Source organism: Streptomyces sp. NBC_00009, from assembly GCF_045040855.1.
Lineage (GTDB): Bacteria > Actinomycetota > Actinomycetes > Streptomycetales > Streptomycetaceae > Streptomyces > Streptomyces aureus.
This window is the reverse complement of the sequence record NZ_CP108312.1, coordinates 3,806,657-3,826,661: the sequence shown is the minus strand read 5'-3', so window position 1 is coordinate 3,826,661 and position 20,005 is coordinate 3,806,657. Positions and strand designations below refer to the sequence as shown.

Annotated in this window: 16 protein-coding genes and 1 pseudogene; 3 read left to right on the top strand and 14 right to left on the bottom strand. The window is 72.8% G+C overall.

The features are described 5' to 3' along the window. Positions 1–101: 101 nt before the first annotated feature. Positions 102–2,009 (bottom strand): VWA domain-containing protein, encoded by a 1,908-nt coding sequence (locus tag OHA58_RS17245; protein WP_405479675.1) that lies wholly within the window; start codon positions 2,007–2,009, stop codon positions 102–104. A 422-nt stretch (positions 2,010–2,431) separates the two neighbouring features. Here OHA58_RS17245 and OHA58_RS17240 point away from each other — a divergent pair. Next, positions 2,432–2,683, top strand: a pseudogene (locus OHA58_RS17240) (IS200/IS605 family accessory protein TnpB-related protein); the annotation flags it as partial. Here OHA58_RS17240 and OHA58_RS17235 read toward each other — a convergent pair. Further along, entirely contained in the window at positions 2,677–3,618 is a 942-nt protein-coding gene (locus tag OHA58_RS17235) for a LysR family transcriptional regulator (protein ID WP_405479673.1), read from the bottom strand. The pseudogene OHA58_RS17240 and the gene OHA58_RS17235 overlap by 7 nt on opposite strands. 198 nt (positions 3,619–3,816) lie before the next feature. On the opposite strand from OHA58_RS17235, the gene snpA reads away from it, so the two are divergent. After that, entirely contained in the window at positions 3,817–4,482 is a 666-nt protein-coding gene (snpA, locus tag OHA58_RS17230) for a snapalysin (protein ID WP_405479671.1), read from the top strand. Positions 4,483–4,587: 105 nt separating this feature from the next. Here snpA and OHA58_RS17225 read toward each other — a convergent pair whose 3' ends face one another. The 11 genes from OHA58_RS17225 to OHA58_RS17175 all read right to left on the bottom strand — a co-directional run bounded on the left by OHA58_RS17225 (position 4,588) and on the right by OHA58_RS17175 (position 16,725). Beyond that, positions 4,588–6,546, bottom strand: a complete 1,959-nt coding sequence (locus OHA58_RS17225) for an FUSC family protein (protein ID WP_405479670.1) — start codon at positions 6,544–6,546, stop codon at positions 4,588–4,590. A 30-nt stretch (positions 6,547–6,576) separates the two neighbouring features. After that, on the bottom strand, positions 6,577–7,596 hold the full coding sequence (locus tag OHA58_RS17220) for an endonuclease/exonuclease/phosphatase family protein (RefSeq protein WP_405479669.1): 1,020 nt from the start codon (positions 7,594–7,596) through the stop codon (positions 6,577–6,579). A gap of 107 nt (positions 7,597–7,703) precedes the next feature. Beyond that, a complete protein-coding gene (locus OHA58_RS17215) occupies positions 7,704–8,204 on the bottom strand; it encodes a hypothetical protein (RefSeq protein WP_405479667.1) in 501 nt (166 codons plus the stop codon). After that, the gene (locus OHA58_RS17210; RefSeq protein WP_405479666.1) at positions 8,201–9,109 is read right to left on the bottom strand and encodes a hypothetical protein; all 909 of its coding nucleotides are present in this window, start codon (positions 9,107–9,109) and stop codon (positions 8,201–8,203) included. The genes OHA58_RS17215 and OHA58_RS17210 overlap by 4 nt, the downstream gene beginning before the upstream one ends. 140 nt (positions 9,110–9,249) lie before the next feature. Continuing rightward, positions 9,250–9,645, bottom strand: coding sequence for a hypothetical protein (locus OHA58_RS17205; RefSeq protein ID WP_405479665.1), 396 nt, complete (start codon positions 9,643–9,645; stop codon positions 9,250–9,252). A 77-nt stretch (positions 9,646–9,722) separates the two neighbouring features. Continuing rightward, the gene (locus OHA58_RS17200; protein ID WP_405479663.1) at positions 9,723–11,405 is read right to left on the bottom strand and encodes an IclR family transcriptional regulator C-terminal domain-containing protein; all 1,683 of its coding nucleotides are present in this window, start codon (positions 11,403–11,405) and stop codon (positions 9,723–9,725) included. A gap of 87 nt (positions 11,406–11,492) precedes the next feature. Further along, positions 11,493–12,311, bottom strand: coding sequence for a ParB/RepB/Spo0J family partition protein (locus tag OHA58_RS17195; protein ID WP_405479662.1), 819 nt, complete (start codon positions 12,309–12,311; stop codon positions 11,493–11,495). Further along, positions 12,311–13,171 carry a ParA family protein gene (locus OHA58_RS17190; RefSeq protein WP_405479660.1) on the bottom strand — a complete coding sequence of 287 codons (861 nt, stop codon included), beginning with the start codon at positions 13,169–13,171 and terminating at the stop codon, positions 12,311–12,313. Before OHA58_RS17190 ends, OHA58_RS17195 begins: the two co-directional genes overlap by 1 nt. Before the next feature lie 299 nt (positions 13,172–13,470). After that, positions 13,471–14,268 (bottom strand): DUF4389 domain-containing protein, encoded by a 798-nt coding sequence (locus tag OHA58_RS17185; RefSeq protein WP_405479659.1) that lies wholly within the window; start codon positions 14,266–14,268, stop codon positions 13,471–13,473. 71 nt (positions 14,269–14,339) lie between these two features. Beyond that, entirely contained in the window at positions 14,340–15,023 is a 684-nt protein-coding gene (locus OHA58_RS17180; protein WP_405479657.1) for a maltokinase N-terminal cap-like domain-containing protein, read from the bottom strand. 166 nt (positions 15,024–15,189) lie between these two features. Then, complete coding sequence (locus OHA58_RS17175) at positions 15,190–16,725, bottom strand: AMP-binding protein (protein WP_405479655.1); 1,536 nt, start codon at positions 16,723–16,725, stop codon at positions 15,190–15,192. 209 nt (positions 16,726–16,934) lie between these two features. On the opposite strand from OHA58_RS17175, the gene OHA58_RS17170 reads away from it, so the two are divergent. Next, positions 16,935–17,312 (top strand): nuclear transport factor 2 family protein, encoded by a 378-nt coding sequence (locus tag OHA58_RS17170; protein ID WP_405479653.1) that lies wholly within the window; start codon positions 16,935–16,937, stop codon positions 17,310–17,312. 18 nt (positions 17,313–17,330) lie between these two features. Here OHA58_RS17170 and OHA58_RS17165 read toward each other — a convergent pair whose 3' ends face one another. Then, positions 17,331–19,913, bottom strand: a complete 2,583-nt coding sequence (locus OHA58_RS17165) for a polysaccharide lyase family 8 super-sandwich domain-containing protein (protein ID WP_405479651.1) — start codon at positions 19,911–19,913, stop codon at positions 17,331–17,333. Between the last annotated feature and the right edge of the window lie 92 nt (positions 19,914–20,005).

The following is a 20,005-nucleotide window of genomic DNA, read 5'->3' as shown; positions in this document are numbered from 1 at the left end:
ATTCATCCAGCTTCTCCCGATTCGGGGGGAACGGCGCGGGGGGAACGGCGGCGCCCCCCGTCCCGCCGGGGCGGGAACAGGGGGCGCGGGTCGTGCGGGGGTCAGGCCTGCTGCGAGCCCAGCCACTGCGGCAGGTCCGCGAGCAGCCCCTCGTACAGCTCGGTGTCCGTGAGCTCGCGGGGGGTGGGGCCCGCGTGGAAGAACGCGGCGTTGGGCGCCTTCAGCTTGCGCAGGTAGTCGAAGCCCTTGGCCTCGTGCTCGCCGAACGCGACGAACTGGAAGAACAGCGGGTGCCGGGCCGCGTCCGCGAGGGCCTGGTTGGCCGGGCCCTTCGCGTCCGGGGCGCCGTCCGTCTGGAAGACGACCAGGGCGGGCGTCTGCGACTGCGACTTCTCGTGGTGCGCCACGACCTCTTCGATCGCGCGGTGGTAGCTGGTACGGCCCATGTGGCCGAGCGATGCGTGCAGCTCGTCCACGCGAGCCTCGTGCCCGTCGAGGGTGAGCTCGCCGGTGCCGTCGATGTCGGTGGAGAAGAAGACGACGTGCACGGTCGCCTCGGGGTCGGTGTGCGCGGCCAGGGCGAGCACCTGTTCGCCGAGCGCCTGCGCGGAGCCGTCCTTGTAATACGGACGCATCGAACCCGACCGGTCGAGCACGAGGTAGACGGTGGCCCGGACCCCGGAGAGCTCGTTCTTCTGGAGCACACTCCCGGCGGCCTTGTAGGCAGCGGCGAGCCCGGGGGCGCGCGACTTGACCCGGGCGAGGGGGAGGGCGGGGGCGGAGGCCTCGGCGTCGGCGTCGGCGTCGGCCTCCGGCTCGGGCGCCACCTCGACGACGGGCTCGGCCACGTCGGCCTGCGGCGCGGGCTCAGCGACGGACTCGGCCACATCGGCCTCGGCGGCGACGGGCTCGGGGTCGGCGACGACTTCGGGCTCCGACGCGGCAGCGGCGACGGGCTCGACGACGGCCTCGGGCTCGGGCTCGGTCTCGGCGACGGGCTCGACGACGGCCTCGGGCTCGGGCTCGGTCTCGGCGACGGCCTCGGGCTCGGGCTCGGTCTCGGCGATGGCCTCCGGCTCGGGCTCGGCCACAGGCTCAGCGGCGGGCTCGACCACGGCCTCGGGCTTCTCGGCGACGGGCTCGGCCTCCGGCTTGGTCTCGACGGCGGTCGCAGACTCGGCCTCGGCCTCCGGCTCGGTCTCGACGACGGCCTCGGGCGCTGCCTCGGCCTCCGTCTTCACCTCCGTCTTCACCTTCGGCTCGGCGACGGGCTCTGCGTCAGCGTCAGCCTCCGCCTCCGCCGCGGGCTCGGCGACGGGCTCAGGGCTCTCGGCAGCCGGTTCCGCTTCGGCCTCGACGATGGCCTCCGGCTCGGTCTCGGCGATGGCCTCGGGCTCGGTCTCGACGACGGCCTCGGGCTCGGTCTCGACGACGGCCTCGGGCTCGGCCTCGACGGCGGGCTCGGGCTCCGGTTCGGTCTTGACGGCGGGCTCGACGGCGGCCTCGGGGGACGCCTCCGCCTCCGTCTTCACCTCCGCCTCCGCCACCGGCTCTGCGACAGGCTCTGCGTCAGCCTCGGCCTCCGTCTTCACGTCCGGCTCGGCGACAGGCTCTGCGGCCGCCTCCGCTGCCGGCTCAGCCTCCGCCGCCACCGGCTCCGCGTGCTCCGTGGTCGGTTCCGCTTCCGCGTCGGCGGCGGCCTTCTCGCCCACCGGCGCGGACGGCTTCGGGACCTTGATGTTGTCGAATGCCGCGGCCACCAGGTCGTCCGCCTCGCGCGTCGACGGCGCGGGCGTCGGCTCGGTCGAAGGTGCGGGCACCCTCGCCTTTGCCACGGCGGGAGCGGCCTCGGGCGTGTTTGCCGACTCGGCGGGAGCGGCCTTTGGCAGGGTCGCCTCGCCGGCCGGTGCCGGGACCGTCGCCTCGGGTGCGGCGGTCGCCGCCTCGTCACCCCGCGAGGACTTCCGCGGCCTTCCGAACGCGTTCCGCAGGAGATTCCGAATGCCCATGTGCGCAACCCTTCGCATGAGTTGGTTTCCGTAACCCCTGGCCAGGGCGGACACGTAAGGTTAGCCGCCACGTTCCGTGATCTTGGGCAGGGTCGCCCACCCTGCCGTTCCCGCACTCCGATGCGCCCTGCCCTGAATGGAATGTCAGGGAGATTAAGGCATAAAGCAGTCAACATCGCGAATCATCCATATCTGCACGGTAATTGGAGCTAGCTTGGCGGCGTGAAGCTGGTTGTGCAGGTGAAGCTCCTGCCTACGCCTGAACAGGGCAGAGGCATTGAAGGCGGCCCTGCACGCCTGCAATACGGCTGCTGACCGGGTCTCCGGTGTGGCGTTCGAGCGGCGGCTGTTCGACAGGAAGTCATTGCAGATCGCTGTCCATGGCGAGGTGAAAGACCTCTTTGGGCTGTCGGCGCAGCCTGAAGGGCACCAAGTCAGCCAGGCGACGGGTACACCGGCGGCGTCGCAAAGAGGCTCGACGAGCCAAGGACGTCAACCACAAAATCGCGAAATACATCGCGGCCGAGGCTCAACGCACCTCGCGCGGGATTGCCCTGGAGGACCTCACGGGCATCCGCCAGAGGGTACGGCTTCGCAAGCCCCAACGGGCCGCACTTCACTCGTGGGCCTTCGCCCAACTGGGCAACTTCATCGCTCCTCGGTCGCCTCAGGCCGATGCCGCGTCCGGCAGGCGCTCGCGATACGCGGGTGCCTGCCGGGCCGCTTCCCAGTAGGCGCCCTCCAAGTCCCCGTAGACCGCGTCCAGTTCGGCCTCCGTGCGGGCGGCGAGGACGAGGCGTACGCCGATCGGGTCGCCGTCGAGGGGTCTTATGGCCATGTCGGGGCGGGCCCGTGAGGTCGGCTGGCACAGGGCGACGACCTCGCCCGTGGCGACCAGGGACGCCGCCGTGAGGTAGTCGCCGTGCAGGATCCGGGGGTTGAGCCCGGCGGCCCGGAGCACCCGCAGGAGCCCGTGCCACTCGCCGTCCACGGTGGGGTCGACCATCCACCGGTCGTCCGCGAGGTCGGCGAGGCGCACGACGCGGCGCCGGGCGGCCGGATGGTCGGCGGCCAGGGACACGTACTGCGGTTCGCGTTCGACCAGGACGCGGCAGCGCAGACCCGGCGGGACGCGCAGCGGGCTGCCCTCGACCTCGTGCACGAACGCCACGTCGAGCTGTCCGTCGCCGACGAGCCGCAGGAGCGCGTTCGCGGAGACGTCCATGCGGAGCGCCGGTTCGCCGCCGGGCGGGTGCTCGCGCTGCCGCAGCCGTCGCAGCCAGCCCGGTATGGCCCGGCTCGCCGTGGAGCCGATCCGCAGATGGGGGCCGCCCGCGGCGAGTGCGCCGGCCGCCCTGGTCTCCGTGACGAGAGCGCGCATGCCGTCCACGAGGGGGCGGGCGCGGTTGAGGACGACGCGGCCCAGGGGGGTTGCACGGCAGCCGGTGCGCTCCCGGGCGAAGAGCGCGCCGCCGAGCGTGTCCTCGATGCGCCTGAGCTGGGTGGACAGGGACGGCTGGGTCATGCCGAGCAGCCGTGCCGCCTTGTGCAGGCTCCCGGTGTCGTCGATGGCGCACAGCGCGCGCAGGTGCCTCACCTCGAGCTCCATGGGCATGGAGCGTAAGGCGGTCACGGAGGCCGCACCAGACGTCCAAATGCGAACCGAAACGGGCGAGTTGGGCGGGTGATAGCTCCGTCCTATCGCCAATTGCCATCATCCCCAGGGGTCCCGGGCGCCTCCACACTCTCCCTCGTACCGAACCGTTCACGTAACCCCCCACTCACGGAACGAGGAGGAGCCCCCCACATGAAGCTCTCCCTGCGCTACGCCTCGGTCGCGGTCGGCATCGGCATGGCCGCCGGCGCGCTCGCCACCGCGGCCCCCGCGTCCGCCGCCCCGGCCCCGGTCGTCGCCGGCTACACCCACTACGCGGGTTCGGCCGAGGAGGCCGCCGCCAACAAGGCGTTCTTCCAGGCCGTCCTGAAGTCGGTCGCACAGAAGCGCGCCGCGCACCCGCACGCCGCGTCGGTCACCGTCACGTACGACGCGTCGGGCGCCCCGTCCTTCGCGCAGCAGATAGCCAACAGCACGTCGATATGGAACTCCTCCGTGTCGAACGTGAAGCTCCAGGCGTCCTCGGGCGGCGGCGACTTCTCCTACCGCGAGGGCAACGACCCGCGCGGCTCGTACGCGTCCACGGACGGGCACGGCAGCGGCTACGTCTTCCTCGACTACGCCCAGAACCAGGAGTACGACTCCACCCGTGTGACCGCGCACGAGACCGGTCACGTCCTCGGGCTCCCCGACCACTACGAGGGGCCGTGCAGCGAGCTGATGTCGGGCGGCGGCCCGGGCACGTCCTGCACGAACCCGTACCCGGACGCCAACGAGAAGTCCCGCGTCGACCAGCTGTGGGCCAACGGCTTCGCGAAGGCCGTGAAGTCGCTGGAGAAGTCCGCCAAGACCGGCTGACCCTCACCGGCCGACCGTCAGCGGCTGACGTACTGGAGCCACCCCCCACACCGATGCGGGCCGTCCCCTCCCCGGGGCGGCCCGCATCCGCGTCCCGTATCGGTGTCAGCGCGGTGAGGCGATGGAGCGGGCGGCCGCGACCTCCTGACGTACGGGTTCCAGCACCCCGTCGGGGTCCGCCTCGCTGAAGTCGGCGCGCACCCCCTTCAGGACGTCGGCAGCGCGCAGCCCCTGGGCCAGCTCCCGCAGTTGCCCCGCGGCCTGCGCCACCTCGGCGGGTCCCGGCGCCGGCGCCCCCTGCTTGACCCGGACCCGCGCCGCGGTCGTCGCGTCCACGATGCGTTCCACGGCGACGACGAGCGGCCACCAGGCGGCGGCGCGGCGGCCGATGGGCGGCGGTTCGGTCAGGGCGCGCTGGAACTCGGAGCGGATGACGGACAGGTCGCGGTAGAGCCGCCGGCGCATCCGCGCGCGGGCGGCCGGGACGTCCGGGTCCGCGGACGCCCCGAACGCGCGCTCCACGTATGTCGCGGTGTCCGCGACGGCGTCGGCGAGCCGGTCGCCGATGCGGGTGTGCCAGCTCTCGGGCCACAGCAGATATCCGGCGACCAGCGCGATGGCGCAGCCCATGAGGCTGTCCAGGAGCCGCGGCAGGACGAGCCCGATGCCCTGGTGGTTGAGGATGTCGGACAGCAGCAGGATGGCCGGCGTGATGGCGGCGGTCTGATAGCCGTAGCCGCGCGGGGTGAGCGCCGGGATGAGCGCGGCGAGGGCCATCAGCACGGGCACGTCCCACCACCCGCGGGGCACCTCGAAGAGGACCACCGTGGCGAGCACGAGCCCGACCGCCGTGCCGAGCGCGCGCAGGACGGCCCGCGAGAACACCGAGCCGAAGTCGGGCTTGAGGACGAACGTGATGGTCAGCGCCACCCAGTAGGAGCGCGGGACCGGCACCGTCGAGACGAGGACCTGGGCGATGCCGATGCACAGGGCCAGGCGCAGCCCGTAGCGCCAGGAGGCGCCGGACAGCACGACGTTGCGCGCGGCGCGGACGGCGCGCACGCGCAGGGCGGCGGGCCGGCCGAGGCGGTCGGCGTCGATCGCGCGGTGGGGGTCCGTGTTCTTGCTGGTGACGAGGTGGGCGGCGTGCCGTACGGCGTGATCGACGGCGCGGGCGGCGGGTCCTTCGGGTGCGGGCAGGCCGAGGGGCCCCACGTCGGTGCTGCCGGTGTCGACCGCGTCGGCGAGGCGTCGTACGGCGTCGGGTACGGCGGCGGGGAGCGGCACCCCGTGCTGGTGGGCGGCGGGCGCGGACTCGGCGAGCGGGGTGAGCGCGTTCAACAGGGCGATCAGGCGCACCAGTTCGGGGTTGCGGCCGTGGGAGAGGGCGCGCCGGGCGAGGACGAGGTCGTAGGCCTGGTTGAGGGACTGGGTGACGGCGTAGCGGGTCTCGACGTAGTTCTCGGGGTCGCCCGCCGACGCGAGCAGGTTCGCGACGGAGCGGTACGTGGCGGCGACGGCCGAGCGTTCCGGCACCCCTGACCGCAGGGGCCAGGCGAGCAGCGCGAGCGCGAGGACGAGGAGTCCGCCGCCCGTCATCAGGAGCGGCGCGAGCCACCACGCGCCCGGCAGGGGCAGCCCGGCGCCGATCACGCAGTTGAGCAGGAGCAGCAGCCCGGACACGGAGGCGACCGCGCCGATCGTCGAGATCATCCCGGAGACCAGCGCCACGCCCGTGACGGTGGCGACGGCGACCCAGCCGTGCCCGTACACGAGCGCGCCGACCGTGACGCCGGCCGCGCCGAAGAGCTGCGGCACCGCGATGTTGAGGATCCGCATCCGGTAGGCGTCGGCGGTGTCGCCGATGACGCCGGACAGGGCGCCCATGGAGGCGAGCGCTCCGTACGCGGGCTGCCCGGCGGCGAGCCCGACCGCGAGCGGCAGCGACATCGCGAGGCCGGCGCGCGCGACGGCCGCCCAGGGGATCGGCGCGGGGTGCGGACGCAGGGTCCTGACCAGCCAGTCGGGCGGTGCGAGAAGGCGGGCCGGGGACTCGGGGCGCATGCCGTCCATTGAACGCTACGGGCCCGGCGCTCAGGACGCTGCCGGTCGGTGCATCGTCAGGTCGACCAGGAGGGCGCGGTGGTCGGTGTCGGCCAGCTCGATGAAGCGGGCGGTGTGCGGGGAGAACTCCTCGCTCACCAGCACGTGGTCGATCTGGGTGCCGAGCGGCGGGCGCAGGCGCGAGGGCCAGCTCGGGGCGCGGGACTTCCCGGTGAGGCCGGCGCTGTCGTGCAGGCCCGCGTCGAGGATGCGGCGGAACGCGGCGTGGTCCTGCGTGGCGTTGAAGTCCCCGGCCAGGATGGTCGGCTGCGAGCGGCCCGCGGCGGCGAAGTCGCGCAGTTCGCCCAGCTCGGAGCGCCACAGGCCGACCTGCCGGGGCAGCGGGGGCATCGGGTGCGCGAGCTGGACCCGCACGTCGTGGCCCTTCACATCGGCGACGGCGCCTGGCATGCCCATGGTCCCGGGGACGCCCGCGGCGGCCTTGAGCGGATACCGGCTCAGAATCACCGACCCCTCCGAACCGCCCGCCTCCACGGCCTGCCGGTACGGGAAGTCGGCGCGCGGCAGCTCACGGCGCAGGGTGTCCTGGCACCCGTAATCACACTCCTCGACGAACACCAGGCCGGGCCGCTCGCGGCGCACCGCGCCCACCAGCGACTCGGTGCCGCGCCCGAACTGGACGTTCGAGGAGAGGACCCGCACCTCCGCGACGGGCGGCCCGCTCGCCGCGGCGTCCTTGGGGTTCTTGCCGTACGGCTCGATGTACCAGGCGAGGGCGCCCAGGACCGCGACGCCCCACACCATGCCGATCCGCCATCGTGCCAGCGCCGTGAGCAGCAGCGCGGCGCCGGTGGGCGCGAGGAGCCAGGGCAGGAACGCCAGGAGCTGCGGGACGGGGGTGACCCCGTCCACGTCCGCGATCCGGCAGCCCACGACCGCGCTGACTCCGGCGAGGAGCAGGCCCGCGGCCCAGGCGGCCAGGGTGCGGCCCGGCCTGCGGTCCGGGTCGTCGTAGGGGAGGACCGGCGGTGGGCCGGGCGCTTGCGTCACATGCTCCAAGGCCCGGGCCCGCCTTCCGTTCGCTCCGACACCCTCCGGCGCCGGATGCCGGAATCCTCCCTCAAAGACGGGGCGGCGCGGGGAACGGTTGCCCGGTTTCAGGCCCGGTCGGCCTGGTGCGAACTGTTGCTGGCCAGCGCCCAGATGACGAAGACGCCGATGCCGATCGCGATGACCGACCAGATGGGCTCGTAGGGCAGGAACATGAAGTACGCGATGACGTACAGCGAGGTGATGGCGATGCCGACGCCGCGCGCCCAGCCGGAGTCCGTGAGGATGAAGTAGCCGGTGATCGTGACGATGATGCCGATGATCAGGTGGATCCAGCCCCACGTGGTGAGGTTGAAGGCGTACGTGTAGTTGCCGATGCGGGCGTACACGTCGTCCTTGGCGATGCCCGCGATGCCGTTCAGGATGCCCAGGATGCCGCTGACCATCATCAGGACGCCGGCGAAGACCGTGCCGCCGGACGCCCAGCCGCTGCCCGCGCCGTCGCCCCGGGTGGGGTCGGGCCCGGCGGAGCGGTGCTTGTCCGACCAGACGCCGTGGCCGGCGTCGGGCTCGGGGGGCGGTGTCGGGGTGGTGGGGGTCTCGCTCATTCAGTCCTCCTCGGTGTCACTGGCATGCTCACCCCGGAAGCGACGGGCCGCATTTCGGGAGGAGCCGGAGGGCGTGGTGGGGGCCTGCGGCTCAGGCGCCCCGACAGCCAGGCGCAGACGGCCACTGCGAGGGCCGTGCCGGCCGTCCACCAGGACGCGGTGCGCACCGACGAGCTGAGGGCGTCGTAGGCCGCGCCCGCCGCGGAGCGGTCCAGGTCCGAGGGCAGGTTGTCGAGGGTGAGGGAGCGGCTCATCGCGAGCGCGACGAGGAGCGCCGCTGCGGCCAGGGCCACGCCGAGCGCCGTCGCGGTGAGGGCCCGGCGCCGGCGCCGGGCGAGCGCGAGCCCGGCGGCGGCGAAGGCGAACGCGGCGAACGGCAGCCACAGGCCCGCCCGTTGGAGCACGCGCAGCGACTGGCGCAGCCGGTCGAGGTCGCGCGAGCTCATCACGGTGATCGTGGTGTGCGTGACGGGGATGCGGTCGGCGAAGGCCACGCCGTCGTCGCTGAGCTGCTGCCTGACCTGCCCGGTGACGGGCGCGAGGTCGATGGTGACCGGGCCGTCGGTGCCGTCGTCGATGGCCTGCTGCACGGCGTCGTGCGCGGCCCGGTTCGCCGTGTTCCACGCCTTCTGGAAGGCGTCGGTGCCGGTGAACGACTCCACCGCGTCGTGCACGAACGCGTCGACCGTCGACTGGAGCGGCCCCGCGTCGAGTTGCGCCACGATGCCGTTCGTGACGGCGTCGGCGACCGCGCCCCGCACAGCCGGTTCCGCGGCGAGCGGAGCCATCGTCGCGACGTACCGGTCACTGTCCCCGACCTCGTACTTCGCCCATACGGAGAGCGTGCCGAGCGGCACGAGCAGGCAGGCCAGGGCCGGCAGGACGACGGACAGGGCTCTTCGCATCACCCTCCCAGGCAACGGGCGCGCGGCAGGGGGCGCCAGCGGGGACAGGGCAGATGGCGGGGTCTGCGGCGGAGGGCTCGGCCGAACGGGTGTCGCTGAGCCGCTCGGTCACTCACGTGCCCAGTGGCTCTGATGGTCCGTCACTCATGTGTGTAGTAGCGGTAGAACATCGCCGCGAACACACCGGCGGCGACCGTCAGCGCCATGATCGTGGACCGCAGGACCGTGGCGTCGGTCAGGCTGTAGAGATAGCCGAACGCGATACCGGCCCACGCGGCCCAGGCGACGGCGCGCAGCTCGCGCGGCAGCCGGGACGACGCCCGGTGCATCCCGAAGGTGACCACGGCGACGATGATGCCCGTGAGGAAGCCGAACAGGACGTTGCCCGTGGTGATCGGGCCGGCATCGCGCCGGATGCCCGAGGCCCAGAAGCCGTAGACGATGCCGAGCAGGAGAGGGAGCGCCATCGAGAGCCTGGAGCCGGCCGCCATGGAGCGCAGGCCGGAGGTTCGTGAGGCGGGTGCCGCGTGAGCCATGACGGCTCCTTTCTGCCTTTTCCCCCGTCTTCCATTGACCTCCGTCGCTCTCCGATCCGCAACATTGCGGCCGGTTTCTATGCCGCGGAGATGCGGGCGAACCGCCCGGCGACGTGCAGATCGGCCTCGATGTGCGAGGCCGTGGCGAGCAGCGCGGGAAGGACCTCGTCCGTGACCCGGGCCAGGTCGCGGCGGCTGCTGTGCGTGGCCACGTTCACCGCGGCGACGACCTGCCCGGCCAGGTCGCGCACCGGCACGGCGACGGAGCGCAGCCCCTCCTCCAGCTCCCCGTCCACGAGCGCGTGGCCCTGGTGCCGTACGTCGTCCAGGAGCGCGCCGAGCCGGTCGGCGCCGGTGACGGTGCGCGGGGTGAGCGGGGCCAGGTCGGCGCGGGCGAGGAACGCGGCACGCTCGGCCGGGGCGAGACCCGCGAGCAGGACCCGCCCCATGGACGTGGCGAAGGCGGGGAAGCGGGTCCCGACCGAGATGTTCACGCTCATCACACGGCTCGTCGCGACGCGTGCCGTGTACCGGATGTCGTCGCCGTCGAGCACGGTCAGGGACACCGAGTCGTGCAGCTGGGCGGAGAGAGCCCGCATGTGGGGCGTGGCGATCTCGGCCAGCGTGAGGTGGGACAGGGGCGGGAAGCCGAGGGCGAGGACGCGGGGCGTGAGCCGGAAGCCCCGGCCGCGCGAGGCGACGTATCCGAGGTGCTCCAGGGTGATCAGGGCGCGGCGCGCGGTGGCCCGCGCCAGGCCCGTCGCCGCGGCGATGTCGGTGAGGTTCAGCTCGGCCCGCCCGGGCCCGAAGACGGTCAGCACGGCGAGGCCGCGCGCCAGCGACTCGACGAAGTCCCGGCCGAGCCGCTGCTTGGCCTCGGCGGCCCAGGCGGCGTCCGGTCCCGTCGCGTCCGGTCCCGTCGGCGCGGGGGCGTCCGGCACGGGCCTTCGCAGCGCCTCCTCCATCTCCGTGACGGCGTCCCGCAGCCGCCCCAGCATCGCCTCGCGCAGCGATGCGGCGGTGTGCCGGCTGGTGTGACTGACGACGCTGACCACGCACGCGACGTCACCCCGGGGGCCGCGCACGGGCACGGCGAGCGCGACGAGGCCGGGCTCGATGAGCTGGTCGTCGAGGGCCCAGCCGGCGGCCCCGGCGCGCGCCACGCGCTCCTCGAACGGCTCCTTCTGCGCCTCCTGACGGGGCGGCACCGCGGGGAACGCGCGGTCCTCGGGATCCGCGGCCCGGCGCGCCCGCCACCGCTCCCACAGGTCCTCGTCCCACGCACCCGCGAACAGCGGTCCCGGCGCGGTGCGTTCGGCGGGCAGCAGGTCGCCGATACGGAAGCTCAGCGACATGGCGCGGCGCCGGGTCGCCTGGTGGATGAAGCGGATCCCGTCCCCGTCGGGGACCGCGAGAGAGACCGATTCGTCGAGCTCGTCCGCGAGCCGCTCGGCGCGCGGGCCGAGCAGCGCGGGGAGCCGCAGAGCGCCCAGATAGGCGTTGCCCACGGCCATCAGCGGCGGCGCGAGCGTGGCGTCACGCCCGTCGAGGCGCAGGCACCCCATGTGCGCGAGGGTCGCGCAGATCCGGTCGACCGTGGACCGGGCGAGGGCGGTCGCCCGCGCGAGCTCGCTCAGGCTCAGCGTGCCGCCGGCGTCGGTGAGCCTGCGCAGCACGTCGATGCCGCGCATCAGCGGTGCGACGGCCTCCGCGGGCGCCGCGACGCCGGGGTCGAGGGTGGGAACCGGTCCAGTGGACATGTGCGATGACTGCTCTCCGTGGCGCATTCTCAGGCAACGGTAGAGGAATCCCCCCGACACCCGGCTCCCGGCCGCCCGCGGGTGCGCTCAGCGGGCGAGGAGTTCCAGGATCCGGTCGAGGGCCGCGGGGGCGAGATGGCGGCGGAGGGACTCGACGACATCTTCCGGGGTGCCCCGGCTGTCGATTTTGATTACGCCGTAATCACGCCGGGCCTTCGGCACGGTCGGCGGGGGTGTGCCGGTGTCGCCGGGGAGCGCCTGCTCCTCCTGGGGGAGGCGGGCGATGCGGCGGGCGTCCTCGACCGAGACGCGTCCGTCGGCCAGCGCCTCCTGGAGGTCCTCGCGCAGCTTCATCAGGGACAGGCGCTGCGAGACGAAGCCCTGCGTCTTGCCGATCCGGGCGGCGACCTGGCGCTGCGAGTAGCCGTAGCTCTTGATCAGGCCCTGGATGGCCTGGGCCTGCTCCAGCTCGGTGAGGTCGTCGCGCTGGACGTTTTCGATCAGGGCGTCCTCGTCGGTGCGGGACGCGTCCTCGCGCACCAGGACGGGCACCTCGTCCAGGCCCGCCATCCGGGCCGCGGCGAGCCGCCGGTGGCCGTGCAGGACGACGTACGGGGCCCGGCCCACGGCCTCCTCGTGGTGCGGGTGCGCCGCGAGGAACACGGCGCGGGGGACCACCCCGAGCGCCTGGAGCACCCCGCGCTCGCGCAGCGTCTCGGCGAGCCCGTCCAGGTCGCGCAGCTCGTGGCGCGGGTTGTCGGGGTTCTCGGCGAGGTCGGCGAGCGCGACGGTGACGGGGTGCGCGGCGTCGCGGGCGACGGGCCGGGTGCCTTCGCCGGCTGTTTCCGTGGCCGGGGCCGCGGCGCCGGAGGACAGCAGGGAGGACAGATCGGTACGGCGCCCCATCAGACGTTCACCTTCTTGGCGTTCCTGGCGCTCTTGGCCTTGGTGCTGTTGGCCTGGGTGCTCTTGGCCGTCGCGGCCTGCGCGTCCTGCTTCTGCGCGCCCTTCCTCGCAGGCGTACGGGTGCTGCTCGCGGAGCGTTTGGCGGGGGCCGGGATCGCGGCGAGGCCCACCTCCAGGGCGAGGCGGAAGAAGTCCTCGCGGGCCTGGAGCGCGACCCGGTTCGCGCCGTACTGGGTGACGACGAGGCCGTCCGCGGAGGCGCGTGTGTGCAGCTTGTAGTGCCGTACGACCGTGCGGGCCAGCGGCCAGTCCTGGGCCTCGACGAAGGCGCGCGTCTGCTCCAGGTCGGCCTTGCCGTCGCGCGGGTCCCAGTTGTTGATGACCACGCGGTAGGGCAGGCCGCGCGGCTTCACGACGCGCTCGATGGTGCGCTGCGTGGGCTGGAAGCCGAGCGGCTCGGGCTCGATCGGCACGATCACGTCGTGGGCGTTGGACAGGACGGCGCGCAGCGCGTCAGCGGCGGCGCCCTTGCCGAGCGGGTCCTCGCCGGCGGACTCGGCGAGGTCGAGCCAGCCCGGGGTGTCGACGAAGACGTGCTGGGCGGAGGGGATGCGGGAGAGCGCGGCGAGCCCGGCCAGGTCGTCGTGGGCCTGCACGAAGTCGAAGGGGAGGCCGTCGCCGACGCGCTCCGACCACCACACGGCGGAGCCCTGCGGGTCGATGGAGACGGCGACGACGGGCGGCTGCCCGCCCTCGGTCCCCGCGCCGAGCACGTCCGCCGTCACGGCGGCGAGGTTGACGGCGAGCGTGGACTTTCCCACGCCGCCCTTCTGATTGAGGATCACGTGCACGTGGGCCATGCTCACCACACTCCCTGGGAGACCGGCGTAACGCACTAAAATTATGAAACGCGCGAAACGGGTGATTCTGTACCTGGTCACTGTGGCAGTGCGGGCGGGGCGAGCGGAGCGAACACGCCGTGGACGGCGGGTGGTTACGCCCAGACATCCACCTGCTCGTACCCCACGGCCCGCCCCTCGGCGTCCAGGAGCCGCCCCATCGTCGCGAAGGACGGCCTGCCCTGCAGGGACATGGACGGCCTCGCAGCCTGACCGTCACCCGTCACCCGAATGGACGCGGCCCACGGGCCGCGTCCCCGTCACGCGCCGGGCAGCAAGGCCTGTACGGCGGCGGAGCCGTCCGCGCCGTAGCGGGAGCTGTTCGCCGCCCCGCCGACGAGACCGAGCACCAGGAACGCTCCGACCAGCACCTTCGCCCCTTTCCCCAGGAACAGCGGCCGCGTCGCGGACGGGCCCGCGATGGTGCCGACGACGGCGTCCGGCGCCGACTGGTCGCCGAAGAGCCGCTTCGGGTACGCGGGGGTCAGCAGCAGCACGTACGCGCCGAGCCGCATCCGGTAACGCAGGACCGCCGCCGTCGCCTCGAACAGCGGCAGCGGCATCCGGCCGAGGACGAGCACGGCGAGCCAGGCGAGCACCGAGAAGGCCCACCAGCCGGCGGTGGCGACCACCTCGACGAGCGCCGCGGGGATCACCAGAAGCAGCCGGAACAGCACGGCCAGCCGGTTGAGGTGCACGGACTGCTGCACGCGCACCCGCACCGGGTAACCCATCGGTTCGCCGAGCTCGAAGGGCGGGTAGCGGCCGGTCAGGAGCATCGCGGAGGCGTTCACGCGGGTGTCGTAGCCGAGGAACCCCGCGAGGTAGCGCTCCACCGGATTGGGCAGCCGCCCGAGCAGCAGCGCCGCGAACCAGCCGGCGACCGCCACGAAGAACGTGACGATCGACAGGACGGCCAGCACGACGAAGTGCGGCACGAGCAGCAGCAGCCGCACCAGGACGGCGAGCCGGTTCTGCCGACCCGGGCGCGGGATGTCCAACTCGGGCAGGGCTTCGGTGCCCGGGATCAGCGAGACCGTGCCGTAGTGGGGTTCCATGCCGGTAACTCTGCCGAGAGGACGGGTGGTGAGCACGCCGGGTCGTCCGGGCGGGTGCATGAGCCTTTCGGTCAGCGTGCCGCGTCCCGGAGGACTGCGAACCGGCCACGGCTCTCCTCGCCGTCCGGCAGGCGCCAGCCCGCGGTGACGTATCCGCGGGCCTCGGTCGTGTCGGTGGGCCGGCCCGGCCGGAGGATGCGCGTCACCTCGAGGGTCAGAGGCTCCGCCGACTCGCTGTGCGGCTCGGATCCGGTTCCCACCACGATGTCGGTGCCGTGCTGGCCGTCGTGGACGGCCGTCGACGCGACGACGGACGGGAAGCCGGCTCCGGTGAAGTAACTGGTGACGGAAGGATCGGGGGTGTCGGTCGCGCCCTGGGCCTGCGGCTCGGCGCGGCCCTGGACGAGGGCGAGCAGTTGAGCGATGAGAACGGAGTCGTGGGTCCCGTCGTACACCCACCGCCGCCCCAGCACCCCGTGCTCGGACGTGCCGATGAGTGCCTGATCGGCTCCGTCGAGCGGTGCCCCCCGGTAGCTGAGCGGCAGGTGATACGAACACGGCCGGCCGCCGGACGTGTCCGTGACCACCATGAACTCGATACCCACCTCGCCTCGCGGGTCATCGAGCCGGAAGCCGCCGGCCTTGGTCAGTTCCGGCCCGCGCGCCGGGCCGACGTACCACGGTCGCGCGGGAAGCCAGGCCGCGAGAAGCTCCAGCTTGCCGGGAGTCATTGTGGTGTTGTGGATGACAGCCATGCCTCGTGAACTCCTTCCACCGGCGCCCGATTCCCCGACCTCGCTTCGCATGCGAACCACACCGTCTTCCCCGCTCGCCCGCCACGACCGCCGCCTTCGAGGCCTTCACGCAGGCGGCGGTCCGGGGCCGGATCCAGGAGAGTCGGGGAGTCGGGGAGTCGGGGGGTCAGTTCACCCCCCGCTCCCGCCCCTCCCAATACGGCTTCCGCAGCTTGTACTTCTGGAGTTTTCCGGTCGCCGTACGCGCCAGCTCGTCCCGGAACTCGACCGACGTGGGCGCCTTGTATCCGGCCAGACGTTCCTTGCAGTGGCGGATCAGCTCGTCCTCGGTCACCGTCGCGTCCGGTGCCCGCACGACAAGGGCCTTGATCGTCTCGCCCCACTTCTCGTCCGGGACGCCGATGACGGCGACCTCGGCGACGTCGGGGTGGCTGAAGAGGGCGTCCTCCACCTCGATCGACGAGACGTTCTCGCCGCCGGTGATGATCACGTCCTTCTTGCGGTCGCTGATCGTCAGATAGCCGTCCTCGTCGACGGTGCCGCCGTCGCCCGTGTGGAACCAGCCGCCCGCGAGGGCCTTCGCGCTCTCCCCGGGCTGCTCCCAGTAGCCCTCCAGGATCACGTTCGACCGGGCGAGCACCTCGCCCTCCTCGTCGGTGCGCAGCGTCACGCCGAGCGCGGGCGCCCCCGCCCGTACGAGTTTCTCGGCCCGCTGCGACGCGTCGAGCTCGTCCCATTCGGCGCGGGACCGGTTCACCGTCAGCAGCGGCGACGTCTCCGTGAGGCCGTAGATCTGGATGAACTCCCAGCCGAGTTCGGACTCGACGCGGGCCACCGTGCGGGTGGGCGGCGGCGCCCCGGCGACGATGATGCGGACCCGGTCGCGCCCGGGGATCGCGCCCTTCCAGGAACGGGCGGCGTCCAGAACGGCGTTGACGACGGCGGGCGCGGCGCACATCACGGTCACGCCGTGCTCGTCGACGCGGCGCAGGATCTCGGCGCCGTCGACCTTGCGCAGGGCGATCTGGCGCACCCCGAGCGCGGACATGGCGAACGGCATGCCCCAGCCGTTGGCGTGGAACATCGGCAGCGTGTGCAGGTAGACGTCCCGGTCGGTGACGCCCGCGTGCAGGGCGAAGGTGACGGCGTTGACCCAGATGTTGCGGTGGGTGATCTGGACGCCCTTGGGCCGGGCGGTCGTGCCGCTCGTGTAGTTGATCGTGGCGGTGGCGTTCTCGTCGGGCGTCCAGTCGCTGGGGTCCGCGTCGAAGCGGTAGAGCTCGGAGTCGGCGGCCGCTCCGATGGTGAAGCGGTGCTTGGCGGGGACTGCGGCCAGGCGGTCGGTCAGTTCGGGGTCCACGAGGAGGACGTCCGTGCCCGAGTGGGAGACGACGTAGCTCACCTCCTCCGCGGTGAGGCGGAAGTTGACCGGTACGAGGACGCGGCCGTAGCCGCTCACCCCGAAGAAAGAGGTCAGCAGCCGCGCGCTGTTCGGCGACACGACCGCGACGCGCGCGCCGAGCGGCACCCCGAGCGCGTCGAGCCCGGCGGCCTGGGCGCGCGCCAGCTCGGCCACCCGGCGGTAGGTGAGGTCCTCCCATGGTTCGGCCGGCTGGACCGGCTCGTCGACGACGCCGATCCGGTCCCCGTAGACGGTGGCGGCACGTTCCAGAAAATCAAGGGCCCCGAACGGGACGAACATCCTGGCCTCCCGAGCACAGACGATGAACAACAGATCAGGTTCTGTCCGACCACAGCATGGGTGAACCGGGCCCGCGCGGCATTACCTCCGGCGTAATCGACCCCCGTCCGCCCGCCCGGCAGGCTGAAGGCATCCGGAACCCGGGCGGCGCACTCCTCCCGGGCTCCGGCCCCTCATCCGATGTCCGACCTGGCTGGAGGCCGCTTCCTATGTCCGCCATCTCCGTTCACGAGACCGCCGTCGCCCGCTACTTCGAGGCCTGGAACGCCGAGGGCGCAGACGCCCGCGCCGAGGCCGTGGCTGCCGCCTGGAGCGACGACGGCTCCTACACCGACCCCCTGGCCGACGTGGCGGGGCACGAGGGCATCGCCGCCGTGATCGCGGCCGCCCGCGAGCAGTTCCCCGGGTTCGCGTTCAAGCAGACCGGGACGGTCGACGGGCATCACGACATCGCCCGGTTCACCTGGGAGCTGGTGTCCACCGCGGACGGCTCCGCGCCCGTCGCGGGGTCCGACGTGATCTCGCTGGCCAAGGACGGCCGGATCCGTACGGTGCAGGGGTTCCTGGACCGGATCCCGGCAGCGTGACGACTTCCTCCAGTCCCTCTAGCGCAGCGTCACCGTGAGGCTCCGCCCGTACGTGTGGCGGGTGTCCACGTCCAGGCGGGTGCCGCCGTGGACGCGGGTCACCCGCACCTGCGGGTCCGCGGTGACCTTGCCCAGGGGGCGCCCGTGGAGCAGGACGGACACGGTGTCCCGCTGTGTCGTCGGGTCCGCGACCGCGACGGTGACCGGGTCGCCGTGGCGCCGCCCGCGCCGCACGAGCACCGACGCGGGGCCCTCGACGCGCAGGCCCGCGGTCTCGTGGCGGCCGGGCGTGAAGGTGTTCGCGGCGGTCAGGCCGAGCCCCTTGTGGGTGACGGCCTGGAGTCGCGGTGTGTTCGCGTGGACCGTCAGCGGGCCGTCGAGGCGGGTGTACGAGCGCAGGGCGGCCTCCGCCGCGTTCGGCACCAACGCATAGGCCAGGCAAGCCGGTTCGGCTCCCGCCGCATGGTCGACCGTCACACCGAGGACCGTGCGGGTCACCGCGGTGTCCGGGTTCGCGGCGCGGACCACTCGGCGGCTGCGGGTGACCTCGTCGAGGGCGACCCGCACGCGCGGGGTGTCGAGGAAGACGTAGCCGAGCGACGTGCCGCGGGTCGCGTTGGCGTAGCGCAGCCAGTGCAGGTCGCCGGTGCCCGGGCCGCTCCACGGGCGGCCGTCGCGGAGCGCTCCGGTGACCGTGGTCAGGTCGTCGGGCGCCGCCGTGCGGGAGTCGACGGTCGTCGTCACGGCCCGCCCGGCCGCGTCGCCGACATCCGCCGCGAGGACCACGATCTCGTCGTCGAACAGGAACCACGACTTCGTCGACGTCGCGTTGCGGTAGACCACGAAGTCGTCGGGCAGGATGCCCTTCTGCTTGTCCCGGTAGGGGACGTCGTCCGACTGCACCATGGCGGCCGCGCCGTACGCGCCGAGCACGGCGCCGCCCGAGTACGGGCCGGTGCCGCACGGGAAGTAGACGTACGTGTTCTGCGACTCGGACGACGACGTGAAGTTCAGCGGGTGGCCCGGGTTGTCGTAGTACGGCTTCCCGTAGAGCTCGGGGACGGTGCGGCGCTCCTCGACCGGCGCGGTGACCCCGGCCAGTGCGTACGGCGAGACCGTCGTGAAGTAGTCGACGCCGTACGCCTGCGTCTGGTCCTGGCCGGACAGGTACAGGTAGTACGCGCCGTCGCCCTGGAACCACGGCATGAGGTTCTCGCCGTTCATGTACTCGTACTTGCTGATGCGGCCCGAACTCCGGGCGAGCGCGAAGGCGTAACCCGGCCTGCGGTGCACGGTCCGGTCCATGGCGTTGAACGCGACCGTGCGCGACGCGGGGTTGAGGTCCTCGGCGGGGACGGACGCGTCGCCGGTGATGTCGGCGTAGCGCGTGATGCTCACGGGGGAGACGAACGAGGACGGGTCGAGGGCGGCGCGCGAGGTGGCCCGGATGTGTTTGACGTAGCCCTTGAGGGCGGTGGCGTCGGTGCCTGCGGTGTCTTCGGCGAGTGACGCCAGATCCACGACCGCCTCGACGACGATCGCGACGTCGGTGTAGCCGGTGTCCGGGCGGGACACCGCCCGGCCCTTGACGATCTCCATCATCCAGCCCTCGAAGATGAGCGGCGCGAAGCCGTTCCGCACCCAGCCCACGACGGTCGGCACCAGCTCGCCGCCGTGCGCGAAGCCCGTGCCGTCGAGGATCTTGAGGGTCTGCACGACCCGTGTGAGCAGGCCCTTCCCATACGAGCCGGTGTAGGCGACGGACGCGTGCTGGATGAAGGAGCCGTCGGCGTAATAGCCGTCCGTGACCCCGTGGTCGAGCGCGTACGGGTCGATCGTCGCGAAGACGGTGAGCTGGTCGGTGAGGGCCTTGCGGATGCGGGCCTCGCCGTCGGGGGCACCGCCGCCGTCCCCGATGAGGAGCGCGCCCTGGAGGATGCGGTTCGTGGTGATGTCGGCGAGGTTGGCGCCCGTGTGGAAGCGGGAGTCGAGGTTCACGTCGCCATCGGTGCCGTTGCGCAGGTACGCGTCCATCGAGGCGACGTAGGTGCGCAGGAGGTCCGGGCGGTAGGCCTTCACCTCGGCGGCGAGGAGGACGAGGGTCTTGCTGATGAACTGGGAGAGGCCGATCTCCCAGTAGAACCAGTTGCCGTAGTAGCCCTTGGACTGGTCGCCGTAGTAGCGCTCGTGCAGCCACGCGAGGCCGTCGATGACGCGGCGCTGCACCGCCTCGTTGCCGTACAGGTCGGGGGCCGCGCCCGGCGCGCGCGTCGCGAGGGCGATCTCGTACAACTGCTTGTACGCCGTGTTGAGTCTGCCCTCGTCGGTGCCGAGGACGAGCCCGGCGAAGAGTTCGCCGGGGCCCGCCGCGTCCATCGACTTCAGGTTCGCGCGGGCGGCCTTGCCGATCGCGGCGCGCTTGGCGGCCGTCTCCGTACGGGAGTTGGAGGCCTCGGTCCCCGCGAAGACGCCCACGGTGTTGGCGAGGAGCCGGGCGCTGTCCGCGGCCGCGTCGGCGGCGTTCGCCCGTCCGGTGGGGATCACCGTCAGGAGACCGGCGGCTGACAGGGCGGACAGCAGGCGTCTGCGGGTGATCTCCATGGCTTCCTCCGCCGGTGAGGTGGCGTGCTGGCGCGCGGAGTCAAGCAGATGGGCCCGAGGGCGACAAGTGGTCCACGGGCCCGGAGGGGAAA